Genomic DNA, 13,881 nt, shown 5'->3' with positions numbered 1-13,881 from the left:
TCTATGATTTTTGATAAAGAAGATTACAAAGCTTACGATGCGGACCTATGGAATGCCATCGCGAAAGAGGAGGAGCGCCAGCAAAACAATATCGAGTTGATTGCTTCTGAGAACGTCGTTTCAAAGGCAGTTATGGCTGCACAAGGGTCTATCCTGACCAATAAATATGCCGAAGGCTATCCGGGTCGTCGTTACTACGGTGGGACAGATGTTGTAGACGTCGTTGAAAGCTTGGCGATTGAACGAGCAAAGGAAATTTTTGGTGCTAAGTTTGCCAATGTTCAACCCCACTCAGGTAGTCAGGCTAACTGTGCTGCCTATATGGCCTTGATTGAGCCTGGAGACACTGTTATGGGAATGGATCTGGCTGCTGGTGGCCATTTGACTCACGGTGCTTCTGTGAGCTTCTCAGGTCAAACCTACAACTTTGTATCCTACAGTGTGGATCCTGAAACAGAACTCTTGGATTTTGACGCTATCTTAAAACAAGCCCAAGAAGTCAAACCAAAACTCATCGTTGCTGGTGCTTCAGCCTACTCTCAGATTATTGATTTCTCAAAATTCCGTGAGATTGCAGATGCAGTAGGGGCCAAGCTCATGGTTGACATGGCCCATATCGCTGGCTTGGTAGCTGCAGGTCTTCATCCAAGCCCAGTTCCTTATGCTCACATCACGACTACGACGACTCACAAAACTCTTCGTGGCCCACGTGGTGGCTTGATTTTGACAAATGATGAAGATTTGGCGAAGAAGATCAATTCTGCAATCTTCCCTGGTATCCAAGGCGGACCTTTGGAGCATGTCATCGCAGCCAAAGCAGTAGCCTTCAAGGAAGCACTTGATCCTGCCTTTAAAAAGTATGCAACTAATGTGATTAAAAACAGTAAAGCCATGGTAGATGTCTTCTTGCAAGATTCAGATTTCCGTGTCATTTCTGGTGGAACCGAAAACCATCTTTTCCTTGTTGATGTCACCAAAGTTGTCGAAAATGGCAAGGTAGCTCAAAACTTGCTGGATGAAGTCAACATCACCCTTAACAAAAACTCTATTCCTTATGAAACCCTATCTCCATTTAAGACTAGTGGGATTCGGATTGGGACAGCAGCCATTACAGCCCGTGGCTTTGGTGAAAAAGAAAGCCGTACAGTTGCTGAATTGATCATCAAAGCATTGAAGAATGCGGATCAACCAGCTGTTTTAGAAGAAGTACGGGACCAAGTCAAAACCTTGACAGATGCCTTCCCACTTTATGAGGACTAAACCATCTTATGGATATTTACGTAAAGAAAGCCATCATTCATCAATTCAGCCCAGACGATACTGAACTCTATTTAGCGGATAAATTCCTGAATATCACACCAAAAATTGAGGAGTACTTGCGCAAAAAGATTGAGCAGGTCTATTCCGATGAGGCCAAGACTGGTATTTTTGAGGAAGACAATCCATTCCTTGAGATGATCACGGATGATCTCCTAGAAACTTCAGTAGCCGTAGCCAATCGCTGGAAAGAAGAATTTGTCGTCTCTGAGAATCAAAAGACCAACGATTTGGTGTTTATCCAATTCTCAAAAGAAGGGGTGGATCATTTTGCCTTTCTTCGGATCGCCTTGCGGGAAACCTTGACCCATCTTGGTGGGGAAGTGGATAACCCAATCAAGCTAACTCAGAATAACTTACCTGGTTTCGGAACAGGTGCTGACGAGGCTTTGGTAATCAACTTACAAAGTCGAAAATACTATTTGATTGAAAAACGAATCAAGTACAATGGAACCTTTCTTAATTATTTTTCGGATGCCTTACTCCAAGTAGCTCCAAAAATTTCCCCTAAGAAATCCATCAAGGAAATTGAGAAGACAGCTAACCGTATTGCTGAGAATTTTAATCAGGATGATTTCCAATTCCAATCCAAGGTCAAGTCTGCTATTTTCAATCAATTGGAAGAGAAGAATGAGCTCTCACCCGAAGAACTCGCTAATGACCTATTTGATTCCAATCTTACAGCTCGTCTCAGCTTTGTCGACCAAGTCAAAGAAGCTATTCCTGAGCCTGTCCGTTTTGATGAAATTGATGCCAGCCGCCAATTAAAGAAATTTGAGAACCAGAAACTATCTCTCTCCAATGGGATTGAACTCCTAGTTCCCAATCATGTCTACGAAGATGCAGAATCGGTAGAATTTATCCAGAACGATAATGGAACCTACTCGATTTTGATTAAGAATATAGAGGATATTCAGAGTAAATAATGATCAAACGAATAATTAAAATTTTCTTTTGTCTCTTGCTCGTTTTCGGCATATACAAGGGCTATCATATCCATCGCGATGTCAAACAAGTCATGACCTATCGGGACTTGGTGCGCGAAGTCTTAGCAGAAGAGGATACTAGCGCTAACGAGGATCTCATCCTTGCCATGATTTATACTGAGACCAAGGGTAAAGAAGATGATGTCATGCAAGCTAGTGAAAGTGCAACCGGGCAGACCAATTCGATCACCGATAACAAAGAAAGTATTCGTCAAGGTATTTTAACCTTGTCTGATAACCTGCGTAAGGCCAAAGACAAGAAAGTAGATTCTTGGACCGCTGTTCAAGCCTATAACTTTGGCCAGGATTATATTGATTACGTGGCTAAAAATGGTGGAAAGAACAGTCTAGACTTGGCCCGCCAATACTCAAAAAAGGTGGTCGCGCCGAGCCTTGGTAATGTAACAGGGAAAACCTATCTCTACCTTCACCCCATTTCTATCCTACATGGATCAGAGCTTTACGTAAATGGTGGAAATTATTATTATTCGCGTCTCGTTGAGGTCAATCAATTGATCATGAAACTCTTTTCTTGGTTTTGATCATTATCTTATAGATAGCTGAAGGGGTTTAAGGTCCCCTTTTTTATTACTTTGATACACAAAATAATATGTCATATCTTTTTAAAATAGTTGTAAGAAATAATTAAGATTGATGGAGTAAAATAGACAACAGGTAAACAACGGGTGTTTGTTTCCTTTTTCATTGCTAAAAAGAGAAGAACTAATCTGTTATCCAATTCATAGAAGAGAAAATGTGGGGAATAGAATATGAAAACTAAACTGAAAAAAATAACCATCGCATTGGCTAGCCTACTTACCTTGGTCTCTGGATTCCCAAGTGTTTCAGCTGATACTAACGTTCAAAAGGTCATCGATGAAAGCTATGTCCAGCCGGATTACGTCCTTGGCTATTCACTAGATGCTCTCCAAGTTGAACAAACTCTTGGTCTTTTGAATTATGACAGTGAGAAAGATAAGAAGGAGTGGAAAACCATGACTCCTTCTGTCTACTCATCAATTATGAATGTAGCCAACGATGATAGTCTCGAACTATACTCATCTGTCAAGATTCAAAAACTTGGCAATAAGGAAACCCTTGAAGTCAATATTGTGACCCCACAAAACATCACCAAGGTATCGGCTGATATGTACCGCAATGCCGCCATCACACTTGGAGTAGAGCATGCCAAGATCACAGTGGCTTCCCCTGTTCAAGTCACTGGAGAGAGTGCTCTTGCAGGAATCTATTATTCACTAGAAAAGAGCGGTGCTAAAGTTCCTCAAGAAAACAAAGAGTTGGCACAAGAAGAATTAACGACCCTTGCGAAGATTAACGAAGAAAATGCTGGTAAAGACAATTACCATGCAGACAAGTTAAACGTTGCCTTAACGGACATTAAAGCAGCCATAGCAAATGCTAAAAATAAGAATCAAGATCTAACAAAGGAAGATGTTCAAAAAATCGTTGAAGAAACCCTAAAAAACTATCAGCTAGACGGGGCTATGACTAACAATCAGATCACACTTATTGTCAACTTTGGTGTTAAACTTTCCAAGAGCAAGGTCATTAACAGTAAGAATTTTACCAAAACTCTAACTGACTTGAAGGACAATATTATTGAAAAAGCTGGGGATACCTTTGACAATATCAACCTAAATTTCGATGCGAATGGCTTATTAAAAGATAGTGGGAACTTTTTCACGAATCTTTGGGATGGGATTGTAAGCTTCTTTAGGAACCTTTGGACCCCATTCTCTGACTTCTTTACCAATCTCTTCCATACGATTATTGATTTCCTTCTAGGCCTTATTCAAGCTATTATTAACTTCTTTAAAAGCTTTATTGCTGGCTAACTAGCATCCACATGAATGGAACATTTCCTCATTTGACCATAGATGAAAACACCTCCCAGACTACTGAGAGGTGTTTTGCAATTTATACTTTCTTTTTCATAAAAACAAACCTGAGACCTGCTCCACAAGCCAGGCCTATTAATGCGCATACTTCATAGGCTAGTAAATACAAGAGGATGAAGTCATTTAGAGTGAGGATGGTAAAACAAAAGATGAGAGCAACTCCAAGCAACCACCACATCGTAAAATGATGGCGATAACAATATAGGAAGGAGACCAAGAAGGTCGCTAGAGGAGAATAAAAGAAAAGATTATTGATAAGGACTCCCTTCTGGACGAGTGGATCTGTGATCAGAAGAAAAATCAACTCATAGAAGGGCCAATAAAAGAAGAGAAGAACCAAATAGTAAGGAAGAGTGTGCAAGATTTTACGCATCCTTCATCACCTCGCTTTCTTTGAACGAAGCCAAAAATATTATACGTTTCCTCATCTATATTATAACACAGAAACAAGCTGATAGCTAACGTCATTATTTCTTGTCTCAAAATTCTATAAAGCCAATCGAACTTCTTGATTTCAATTTGAAATATAGACCTTAGAGGAGTATAATACGACTATAATAGGATAGTGTCTCATTTCAATTCGAAGGGATGATAGAAGAAGGATAAACCATGAAAATCTTACTTACAGGTGCCTCTGGTGCAATGGGCCAAGAAAGTTTGAAAGCAATTCTAGCAGGAGAGAGAAATTTTGACTTGCTCTTACCTGTAATGGATACGGATAAAGATCGAACCATCATGCGTCCTTATGTCTCAATTCCTAAGATTCAGATTGTTTATGGAAATTTGACTGATCCAGCCTTCGTCACTGAGTTGATGAAAGGAATAGATCTGGTCATTCACATTGCTGCCTTTGTCTCACCAGCTGCAGATTATGATCCCATAAAAGCCATGCAGGTTAATTTTGGGTCCATGAAAAATCTTGTCTCCGCCATCTACCATTGGGGACAGGAGACAGCAACCAAACTTGTTAGCATTGGCACAGTCGCACAAACTGGAGATCGTATGCCAGGGCTTCATTGGGGGAGAGTCGGGGATCCCATCAAACCTTCTATCTTCGATTACTACGCTGTTTCAAAGGTGACAGCCGAACGCTATCTAATTGAATCTGGTTTGTCTTATTGGGTGAGCCTACGACAGACAGGAATGATGGGCCCTGCTATGGCTAGTATTCGAGATGCGATTATCTTTCACAATTGTCTAGATAATGTCCTAGAGTATGTTTCGGATCGTGATTCAGGTCGAATGATTGCCCATCTCTGCCAGTATGAGGCAGCAGGAAGCCTAGCAGAGGATTTTTGGAATCATGTCTACAACATTGGAGGTGGTGAAAGTTGTCGCGTCAGTACCTATGAGCTCTTTCAGGCCTTTTACGGTGGTAAGCTGGGCTTTAGCAACTTAGATAATGTCATTAATCCTAAGCTCTATGCAACCCAAAATTTTCATGGCCATTACTATTTGGATTCTGACATCTTAGAAAATTTTTTACATTTCCAGAGCGATTCCATTGACTACTTTTATAGCTCTTTAGAAAAAAATGTAGGTTGGGGAATCCATGCTATTCGTCTGATAAACAAGTTGCCAGGAGGCCAGAAGCTCTTAGGGAAGATTATTCAGTATCAATTCAAGAAAATCGCCCGCACGCGCTTTGGAACCCTCCGTTTTATCGAAGATAACCTAGAACCACAAATTGAAGCCTACTGGGGAAACCGAGACAAATGGAAGTCTTTGCCAAATAAATTGAGTGACATGGAGCATTTTACAGCATGGTCCACTCAGCAAATCATAGACCATGGTTATGATGAAAGTAAATCTCCAGAACAATTGGATCTAGAAGATCTGAGAGGAGCAGCAGTCTTTCGTGGAGGAGAGTGCCTCTCTTCACAGATGGAAAAAGGGAACTGGTCTGAGAAGTTGCATTTTCGCTGTGCCTTTGGCCACGAATTTACCGCCAGTCCAAAGTTGGTACTAGAAGCTGGCCATTTTTGCCCATTATGTGAAAGTAGCTCTTGGAACTATGGAGAAAGAGCCAAACGTGAACCCTTCCTGGCCCAAGTTTGGAGTCCCCACCATGATCCATCTGAAGTTCGAGAATACCCAAAGATTGTGTCTGAGAAAGACGTTGAGTAAAAGGATAACAGCAAGAAAGAGTACCAATTATTTAAACGTATTAAGTAGTCTAAGTAGAATAAAACACCTTTAGATTGTGATTCAAAAAAATACCCTATTAGAAAATTAATTTCTAATAGGGTATTTTATTTTTCTAATAGTTATTCTATTCCCACTCAACGGTTGCAGGTGGTTTACTTGTGATATCGTAGACGATACGGTTAACGTGGTCAACTTCGTTTACGATACGAACTGAGATTTTTTGGAGAACTTCCCAAGGAATCTTAGCGAAGTCAGCTGTCATTCCATCGATAGAAGTGATAGCACGGATGGCAATGGTATAGTCGTAAGTACGACCATCGCCCATAACACCTACTGAACGAACGCCAGTGTTAACAGTGAAGTATTGCCAGATGTCGCGGTCAAGACCAGCTTTAGCAATTTCTTCACGAAGGATAGCGTCTGATTCACGGACTGTTTCGAGTTTTTCTTCAGTGATTTCACCCATAACACGGATTGCAAGTCCTGGACCTGGGAATGGTTGGCGCCATACGATGTGGTCTGGCATACCAAGTTCAGTTCCAAGAGCACGAACTTCATCCTTGTAAAGAGTGTTGAGCGGCTCGATCAGTTCAAACTGCATATCTTCTGGAAGACCACCCACGTTGTGGTGAGACTTGATAGTTTGAGCAGTATCCGTACCTGACTCGATGACGTCTGTATAGAGTGTTCCTTGAGCAAGGAATTTCACGTCTGTTAGTTTGCTTGCTTCGTCGTCAAAGACATAGACAAACTCGTTACCGATAATCTTCCGTTTTTGTTCAGGGTCAGATACACCTGCCAATTTATCCAAGAAGCGTTTCGCAGCATCAGCTTTGACAATGTTCAAACCAAACTTACCACCAAGCATATCCATGACTTGGTCAGCTTCTCCTTTACGAAGAAGACCGTGGTCTACAAAGATACAGATCAATTGATCCCCGATCGCTTTTTGGAGAAGAACTCCAACGACAGAAGAGTCAACACCACCAGAGAGACCAAGGAGGACACGTTTGTCTCCAACTTTCTCACGGATTTGTTTGATTTGCATCTCGATAAAGTTATCCATTGTCCAGTCACCTTTGGCACCACAGATATTCAAGGCAAAGTTACGAAGGATATCATAGCCGTGAACTGAGTGCCGAACTTCAGGGTGGAATTGGATACCGTAAATTTTCTTGTCTGGGTTTTCAATCGATGCATAAGGACAGTCAGCAGAAGTACCTGTACGGACAAAGTCAGCAGGGATTTCTGTTACAGCATCACCGTGGCTCATCAAGACCAACTGTTTATCAGGTGTTCCCTCAAAGAGAGCAGAAGATTCAGCTAAGTTTAGCTCAGATTGACCATACTCACGGTTACCAGCGTCCCCTGCGGGTACAACCTTTCCTCCAAGCTTGTGAGTTAATAGCTGCATTCCATAACAGATCCCAAGAATTGGAATTCCAAGTTCAAAAATTTCAGGATCAATATCGAAAGACCCTTCTTCATACACTGAGTTTGGTCCGCCTGAAAGAACGATCCCAACTGGATTGATTTCACGAACTTCAGCTGCAGTAATTTTGTGGCTCTTCAATTCTGAAAAGACACCAATCTCACGAATACGACGTGAAATAAGCTGATTGTACTGGCTACCGTAGTCAAGCACGATAATTTTTTCAACATCATGCAAATCAGTTGATAGGTTTGTCATCTTTTCCCCTTCTTCTAGAAAATTCTTTTCCTCTATTCTAACACAAAAGGCCCTTCATTACCAATCAAGACTGACTAGGATTGAAGATTTGATAAATTTGCGCTACAATAGGTTTTAACAGATAGAAAGAGTAGCAATATGATCCCAGCATACATTCAAATTCACGACCAAATCAAGGCAGAGATTGACCAGAAAATCTGGAAAATCGGACAACGCTTACCAAGCGAACGGGACCTGGCAGAAAAGTTCCAGGTGAGTCGGATGACCCTCCGTCAAGCCATCACTCTCTTGGTAGAAGAAGGAGTACTGGAGCGTCGTGTAGGCAGTGGGACCTTTGTCGCTAGCACGCGCGTCCAGGAAAAGATGCGGGGGACAACCAGTTTTACTGAAATCATGAAGGCCCAAGGAAAGATCCCTTCGACACAGGTAATTTCCTACAAACGCACCATTCCAAGCCTTCAAGAAGTAGATAAGCTTGGTATCGACAAGACTGAAACCATCGTACGTATGGAACGGGTTCGTTATGCGGATGGGGTCCCTGTTGTTTATGAAGTTGCCTCGATTCCAGAGAAGTTTATCAAAAACTTCAAAAAAGAAGAAGTAACCAGCCATTTCTTCCAAACCTTGGAAAAACACGGCTATCGCATTGGTAAATCACAACAAACTATTTACGCTCGCTTGGCCAAAGAAAAGATTGCTGAATATCTAGAAATCCCTAAAGGACAGGCCATCCTTGGCCTGACGCAAGTTTCTTACTTAGATAATGGCACAGCCTTTGAATATGTAAAGAGTCAGTATGTTGGAGAGCGGTTTGAATTTTACTTAGAAAATAATTGATTTACATAAATTATATTATGTAAATACAAAATGTATCTATCCTTACCTATCTCCCTTATGAAAGCTATATCCTACAAATGGATTATGTTATCCACCATGGTGGTGCAGGGATTTTCTTTCAATGCATCAAAAATGGGATTCCAGCTTTAATCCTCCCGCATGACTATGACCAATATGATTACGTTATTCGTGGAGTAGAAGCAGGAGTAGCCTTGCAAGCTCCCATGGACAAGAGTCAAAAGATTGCTCAAGCCTTTGAGCATTACTTGCAAGAAAAGACTGGTCCCAACTCAAAGAGCTCCAAAAGAGAGCCTTGGCCTATGATGTCACCAGCATTTTAAAGAAAGAAATTCATCACTTAGTTAAAAAGGAGGCGCTATGAAAGTACTTGTAACAGGGGCAACAGGTTTTCTAGGAAAATACGTGGTAAAAGAGTTAGTAGCAGAAGGCTACTTTGTTCGCGCCTTTGGTCGGAATGAGGCAGTAGGGCAAAGCTTGGTTTCAGACCAGGTGGAATTCTTCAAAGGAGATCTGAGTTCCAAGCAAGCAGTAGAAGAGGCCTGCAAGGGCGTTGAAATGGTCGTCCACGCTGGAGCTTTATCAACGGTTTGGGGTCCTTGGGAGAGTTTTTACCAAGCTAACGTCCTTGGTACCCAGCATGTTTTAGAAGCTTGTCGTACTAATAAAATACATCGCTTGGTCTATGTTTCTTCACCAAGTATTTACGCTGCTCCAAAAGACCAAATCGGCATCAAGGAAGAAGATGCTCCAGCTGAAAATCATTTAAACAACTACATCAAAAGTAAGCTCTTATCAGAGAAGCTCTTTCCTGCTTACCCGGATGTTCCAACCATCATCCTCCGTCCACGTGGGCTCTTTGGCGTTGGGGATACAAGCATCCTTCCTCGTGTTCTCAAGCTAAGCCAAAAAATTGGAATCCCCTTAATCAAAGAGGGCAAGCAATTGATGGACATGACCTGTGTCGAGAATGTTGCCTTGGCCATCGCTTTGGCTCTGAAAGCAAATCAGGCAGAAGGTCAAGTCTACAACATTACCAACGGCGAGCCGACTCCCTTTAAGGAACTGATCGAAGAAGCCTTGCAGGGCTTGGGACTTCCTATTCGTTATAAAAAACTACCGGCCTTTCTTCTAGGTGGCTTAGCTTCGAGCTTAGAAGTTCTTTATCGGGTCTTACCTCTAAAAGGAGAGCCACCATTAACTCGCTATACCTACTACCTGTTGCGTTATAGCCAGACTCTTGATATTTCAAAAGCAAGAGAGGAGTTGGGCTATGAGCCACGCATCAGCATCAAGGAGGGAATTGCCAAGTATGTCCAAGATTATCGAAAGCATTAAGTACTTCCCTGCTGGCTATTGTACCAGCGATCTTGCCTTGCTCTTTAAGGGGCAGAAAAGAAAGAAGATGGTTTTTCCAGCCGGCGTCTATCTCCTCAAACACCGAGAGCATGGTTATATTCTCTACGATACGGGCTATCATTATGAGATTAAAAGCAAATTCCGTTATCTTTATTACCGTCTTGGAACTCCTATGCAGATGAAAAAGGAGGACCAGATTGATTGCTTGCTTCAAGCGACTGGGATTTCACCAGATGACATATCTTATGTCATCCTCTCACATTTTCATCCAGACCATCTAGGAGGTGCGGGTTGTTTCAAACAGGCGCGCTTCTTGGTTACCGAGAGAGCCTATCAGGTCTACCAGAAGCCCAGCTTTAAGGATTTAATTTTTAAAGAGTTTTTGCCGGATTATTTTGAAGAATCCGTCCAAATCATGCAACCTCAAGAAACCAATCCTCTTTTTCCTTATACGGCAACAGAGGATGTCTTTGGAGACGGCAGTATTCTCCTTAGTTCCCATGATGGGCACGCTAAGGGACAGGGTTGCCTATTCCTTCCAGAGTACCAATTGTTTATCGGGGCTGATCTCTGTTGGGGAATTGACCTTCTTCCCTTGACAGAGCAGATGCGCTGGATTCCTAGTCAAGTTCAGGATAATGTTGAGGCCTATTTAGAAAACGTCAATTTCTTGCGGTCCTTGGTACATCAAGGGATTGCTGTTCTTGTCAGTCATGATCCAATGGATCGGGTAGAAAGGATACTAGATGAAAAAATGGACCTTTCTTAAAACCTTTTGCCAGACCCGCTGGGAGCACCGCTTTAAGAACCGAGAGGAACTCGAGCGCTACCAAGAGAAAGAGCTGCAAAAATACCAGGACTTCTTACTCCAACATTCGCCCTATTTCGCTCAAGGCCTTCCAAAGGACTTCCGCTATATGGACAAGACCTTTATGATGGATCATTTCAATGAGTTAAACACCCAAGGAATCGACCGGGACCAGGCTCTTGAAATGGCCATTCGCGGAGAGCAGTCTCGTGATTTTACAGAGATGCAAGGAGAAGTGGCAGTGGGTCTTTCCTCTGGTACCTCCGGCCACCGAGGCATTTTTATCACCACAGAAACAGAACGTAGTATGTGGGCAGCCGCTATTCTCGCTAAAATGCTTCCCAAAGGGAAGCTCTTTGGGCACCGCATTGCCTTTTTCCTCCGAGCTGATAACGAGCTCTATCAAACCATCAATTCTCCCTTGATTCGCTTAGAATATTTTGATATTTTCAAAGATAGCCAAGAGCATATCGGGCGTTTGAATGACTACCAGCCGACTATCCTTGTGGCTCCAGCCTCTACCTTATTGGATTTAACCAAGTATTTAGAAAATCAGACCCTACAGATTCAACCACAAAAGGTCGTTTCCGTAGCTGAAATCTTAGAGGATAGAGACCGAGACCTTATCCGTCAGGCATTTCATCTGTCTAAGGTCGATCAGGTCTACCAAGCGACAGAAGGTTTTTTAGCCTGTACCTGTTCTGAGGGGAACTTGCACCTCAACGAGGACATTTTATTAGTGGAAAAAGACTATTTGGATGACCACCGTTTTTATCCTATCATTACAGATTTTAAACGTAGTAGCCAACCTATTTTCCGCTACCGGCTCAATGATATTCTGGTAGAGGATCCTGAGCTCTGCAGTTGTGGTTCTGTCTTTACACGGATTGCTAAAATAGAGGGCCGCTCGGACGACATCTTTTATTTCAAAAAAGCAGATGGCGAGCTACAGATGGTTTATCCAGACTTCATTCGGCGTTGTATCCTTTTTGTAGAAGGGATTCAAGACTATCAAGTGACTCAAACAGAAGATGGACAAGTTCAGGTTGCCCTCAGCAAACGTTCACCTGAGATAGAAGAGGCTATCCTCAACCAATTTCAAGTCTTAGCAGATCAAAAGGGCTTTATCATCCCCAACCTTACCTTTATTGACTACCAATGGGACACAAGTCGCAAACTCAAGCGCGTACAACGTCTTCACAAATAGGAGGAAGCATTATGACAAGTGTACAAAGACACGTTCGTATTAAAGGCTATGGAACAGCCTTACCCAAGCATCAAGTCACCTTTAAGGACCAGACACGTTACCGAGTAAAAGAAGATGAAGAATCTCAGATTGACCTAGCCGCTCGTGCTATTGAACAGGCTCTAAAGCAGGCAGAATTGACCATGGCAGATATTGACTGCCTAGTTTCAGCGAGCGCCGTAGGGGTTCAGCCGATTCCATGTACGGCAGCTCTAATCCATGAACGAGTGGCCAAAGACTTGACCATTCCCGCTATGGATATTAATACCACTTGTACCAGCTTTATTTCAGCCCTTAGTACTATTTCTTATCTGATCGAAGGTGGCGAGTACAAGCGTGTCCTCATTGTTTCAAGTGAGGTGGGAAGCCTAGGTCTCAATCCAAAGCAGAAAGAAAGCTATGAATTGTTTAGTGATGGGGCTGCTGCTTTTATCTTTGAAAGCACGACGGAAGATTTAGGAGTGATTGCAAGCCTTCAACGGACCTGGTCTAAGGGGGCCCATGATACAGAGATTCGCGGCGGTTTAACAGCCTACCATCCAAAACATTATAGTGAAGCGACCAAAACCGATTTTATGTTTGACATGAAGGGTAAGAAGATTTTGCTTCTATCTGCGCGTGTTATTCCAGAAATGTTCCAAGAATTTCAAGACAAGGTTGGCTTATCGCTTGCCAATGTAGACTATATCATTCCTCACCAAGCCAGTCGTGCTCTTCCTTTGGTCATGGAGAAATTAGGCGTACCAGACCATCAGTATCTTAACATCGTTAGCGATTATGGCAATATGGTTTCTGTTGCTGTTCCTTTTGGTTTAGCCTATGCGCTTGATCATGGCTATGTGAAGGAGGGAGATACCATCTTCTTGATAGGAACTGCAGCAGGGATGACAGTCAATATGTTAGCACTAAAACTCTAATGATAGATCCTATTATTTCAAGCTCAAAAAGCATCAAGTCCCGCTAGTCTTTAGTGGGCTTTTTTGATATAATGAAAGGTATGGAAATTGAGAAAACCAACCGAATGAATGCTCTCTTTGAGTTTTACGCAGCACTTTTGACAGACAAGCAGATGAACTATATCGAGCTCTATTATGCAGATGATTACAGCTTGGCTGAAATTGCGGAAGAGTTCGGTGTTAGTCGCCAAGCTGTTTATGATAATATCAAACGTACAGAAAAGATACTGGAAGATTATGAAATGAAGCTTCATATGTATTCTGACTACATTGTTCGCAGTCAGATTTTTGATCAGATTTTGGAGCGTTATCCAGAGGATACTTTTCTACAAAAGCAAGTTGAGATTTTAACAAGTATTGACAATCGGGAGTAATCATGGGCAGTCTCGTTATTTATCAAGGAATACCTTGCAAACTATTAGCCGCAGAGGAACCATTTCCTACTAGACTACAGATTATCTCGCCCAATGATATCTCTAAAGCTATGCAAATAGGTTTTAGCTGTTGGGGATATCCAAATGAAATCATGAAAGAAGTCACACCCGAAGAACTAGAGTGTTTGCAACATTTCGGACGATTTCCACTGAATTGAATAAA

Annotated in this window: 13 protein-coding genes and 2 pseudogenes; 13 read left to right on the top strand and 2 right to left on the bottom strand. The window is 42.2% G+C overall.

Annotation, left to right across the window (positions count from 1 at the left end):
• The first annotated feature begins 3 nt into the window (after nucleotides 1-3).
• The 4 genes and pseudogenes from glyA to E5S68_RS02785 form a co-directional block, all read left to right on the top strand.
• Entirely contained in the window at nucleotides 4-1,260 is a 1,257-nt protein-coding gene (glyA, locus tag E5S68_RS02800; protein WP_135782261.1) for a serine hydroxymethyltransferase, read from the top strand.
• An 8-nt stretch (nucleotides 1,261-1,268) separates the two neighbouring features.
• Nucleotides 1,269-2,243, top strand: coding sequence for a nucleoid-associated protein (locus tag E5S68_RS02795; protein ID WP_135782260.1), 975 nt, complete (start codon nucleotides 1,269-1,271; stop codon nucleotides 2,241-2,243).
• Nucleotides 2,243-2,845 (top strand): lysozyme family protein, encoded by a 603-nt coding sequence (locus E5S68_RS02790; RefSeq protein ID WP_135782259.1) that lies wholly within the window; start codon nucleotides 2,243-2,245, stop codon nucleotides 2,843-2,845. The genes E5S68_RS02795 and E5S68_RS02790 overlap by 1 nt, the downstream gene beginning before the upstream one ends.
• A gap of 228 nt (nucleotides 2,846-3,073) precedes the next feature.
• Nucleotides 3,074-4,051, top strand: a pseudogene (locus E5S68_RS02785) (DUF1002 domain-containing protein); the annotation flags it as partial.
• A gap of 190 nt (nucleotides 4,052-4,241) precedes the next feature.
• On the opposite strand, the gene E5S68_RS02780 reads toward E5S68_RS02785, so the two are convergent.
• Entirely contained in the window at nucleotides 4,242-4,595 is a 354-nt protein-coding gene (locus tag E5S68_RS02780; protein ID WP_135782257.1) for a hypothetical protein, read from the bottom strand.
• Between the two features lie 236 nt (nucleotides 4,596-4,831).
• On the opposite strand from E5S68_RS02780, the gene E5S68_RS02775 reads away from it, so the two are divergent.
• Nucleotides 4,832-6,349, top strand: a complete 1,518-nt coding sequence (locus tag E5S68_RS02775) for an NAD-dependent epimerase/dehydratase family protein (protein WP_135782256.1) — start codon at nucleotides 4,832-4,834, stop codon at nucleotides 6,347-6,349.
• Nucleotides 6,350-6,494: 145 nt separating this feature from the next.
• Here the strand turns inward: E5S68_RS02775 and guaA are convergent, their stop codons facing one another.
• A complete protein-coding gene (gene guaA / locus E5S68_RS02770; RefSeq protein ID WP_135782255.1) occupies nucleotides 6,495-8,060 on the bottom strand; it encodes a glutamine-hydrolyzing GMP synthase in 1,566 nt (521 codons plus the stop codon).
• Nucleotides 8,061-8,198: 138 nt separating this feature from the next.
• On the opposite strand from guaA, the gene E5S68_RS02765 reads away from it, so the two are divergent.
• The 8 genes and pseudogenes from E5S68_RS02765 (at nucleotide 8,199) to E5S68_RS10655 (ending at nucleotide 13,876) form a co-directional block, all read left to right on the top strand.
• Nucleotides 8,199-8,897: a GntR family transcriptional regulator gene (locus E5S68_RS02765; protein WP_135782254.1), complete on the top strand. Its 699-nt coding sequence runs from the start codon at nucleotides 8,199-8,201 to the stop codon at nucleotides 8,895-8,897.
• A gap of 23 nt (nucleotides 8,898-8,920) precedes the next feature.
• A pseudogene (locus E5S68_RS02760) lies at nucleotides 8,921-9,279 on the top strand (glycosyltransferase); the annotation flags it as partial.
• Nucleotides 9,276-10,253: an NAD-dependent epimerase/dehydratase family protein gene (locus E5S68_RS02755; protein WP_135782253.1), complete on the top strand. Its 978-nt coding sequence runs from the start codon at nucleotides 9,276-9,278 to the stop codon at nucleotides 10,251-10,253. The pseudogene E5S68_RS02760 and the gene E5S68_RS02755, both read left to right, overlap by 4 nt.
• Nucleotides 10,228-11,043: an MBL fold metallo-hydrolase gene (locus E5S68_RS02750; RefSeq protein ID WP_135782252.1), complete on the top strand. Its 816-nt coding sequence runs from the start codon at nucleotides 10,228-10,230 to the stop codon at nucleotides 11,041-11,043. Before E5S68_RS02755 ends, E5S68_RS02750 begins: the two co-directional genes overlap by 26 nt.
• Entirely contained in the window at nucleotides 11,021-12,289 is a 1,269-nt protein-coding gene (locus tag E5S68_RS02745; protein WP_135782251.1) for a F390 synthetase-related protein, read from the top strand. The genes E5S68_RS02750 and E5S68_RS02745 overlap by 23 nt, the downstream gene beginning before the upstream one ends.
• Before the next feature lie 11 nt (nucleotides 12,290-12,300).
• Nucleotides 12,301-13,245, top strand: coding sequence for a 3-oxoacyl-[acyl-carrier-protein] synthase III C-terminal domain-containing protein (locus E5S68_RS02740; protein ID WP_135782250.1), 945 nt, complete (start codon nucleotides 12,301-12,303; stop codon nucleotides 13,243-13,245).
• Nucleotides 13,246-13,325: 80 nt separating this feature from the next.
• Nucleotides 13,326-13,658: a putative DNA-binding protein gene (locus E5S68_RS02735; RefSeq protein ID WP_135782249.1), complete on the top strand. Its 333-nt coding sequence runs from the start codon at nucleotides 13,326-13,328 to the stop codon at nucleotides 13,656-13,658.
• A 2-nt stretch (nucleotides 13,659-13,660) separates the two neighbouring features.
• On the top strand, nucleotides 13,661-13,876 hold the full coding sequence (locus tag E5S68_RS10655; protein ID WP_135782248.1) for a 2-oxoglutarate:acceptor oxidoreductase: 216 nt from the start codon (nucleotides 13,661-13,663) through the stop codon (nucleotides 13,874-13,876).
• Nucleotides 13,877-13,881: the final 5 nt, after the last annotated feature.

It is taken from the genome of Streptococcus rubneri (assembly GCF_004785935.1).
In the GTDB taxonomy this organism is placed as follows: domain Bacteria; phylum Bacillota; class Bacilli; order Lactobacillales; family Streptococcaceae; genus Streptococcus; species Streptococcus rubneri.
Note: the sequence above shows the minus strand (reverse complement) of the source record. Positions and strands in the feature narration are given on the sequence as shown.

Excerpts from the sequence above, each read along its gene's own strand:
- guaA (WP_135782255.1), bottom strand. The coding sequence starts at position 8,060 with ATGACAAACCTATCAACTGATTTGCATGATGTTGAAAAAATTATCGTG.
- E5S68_RS02755 (WP_135782253.1), top strand. The coding sequence starts at position 9,276 with ATGAAAGTACTTGTAACAGGGGCAACAGGTTTTCTAGGAAAATACGTG.
- E5S68_RS02780 (WP_135782257.1), bottom strand. The coding sequence starts at position 4,595 with ATGCGTAAAATCTTGCACACTCTTCCTTACTATTTGGTTCTTCTCTTC.
- glyA (WP_135782261.1), top strand. The coding sequence starts at position 4 with ATGATTTTTGATAAAGAAGATTACAAAGCTTACGATGCGGACCTATGG.
- E5S68_RS02740 (WP_135782250.1), top strand. The coding sequence starts at position 12,301 with ATGACAAGTGTACAAAGACACGTTCGTATTAAAGGCTATGGAACAGCC.
- E5S68_RS02790 (WP_135782259.1), top strand. The coding sequence starts at position 2,243 with ATGATCAAACGAATAATTAAAATTTTCTTTTGTCTCTTGCTCGTTTTC.
- E5S68_RS02775 (WP_135782256.1), top strand. The coding sequence starts at position 4,832 with ATGAAAATCTTACTTACAGGTGCCTCTGGTGCAATGGGCCAAGAAAGT.
- E5S68_RS10655 (WP_135782248.1), top strand. The coding sequence starts at position 13,661 with ATGGGCAGTCTCGTTATTTATCAAGGAATACCTTGCAAACTATTAGCC.
- E5S68_RS02765 (WP_135782254.1), top strand. The coding sequence starts at position 8,199 with ATGATCCCAGCATACATTCAAATTCACGACCAAATCAAGGCAGAGATT.
- E5S68_RS02735 (WP_135782249.1), top strand. The coding sequence starts at position 13,326 with ATGGAAATTGAGAAAACCAACCGAATGAATGCTCTCTTTGAGTTTTAC.
- E5S68_RS02745 (WP_135782251.1), top strand. The coding sequence starts at position 11,021 with ATGAAAAAATGGACCTTTCTTAAAACCTTTTGCCAGACCCGCTGGGAG.
- E5S68_RS02795 (WP_135782260.1), top strand. The coding sequence starts at position 1,269 with ATGGATATTTACGTAAAGAAAGCCATCATTCATCAATTCAGCCCAGAC.
- E5S68_RS02750 (WP_135782252.1), top strand. The coding sequence starts at position 10,228 with ATGTCCAAGATTATCGAAAGCATTAAGTACTTCCCTGCTGGCTATTGT.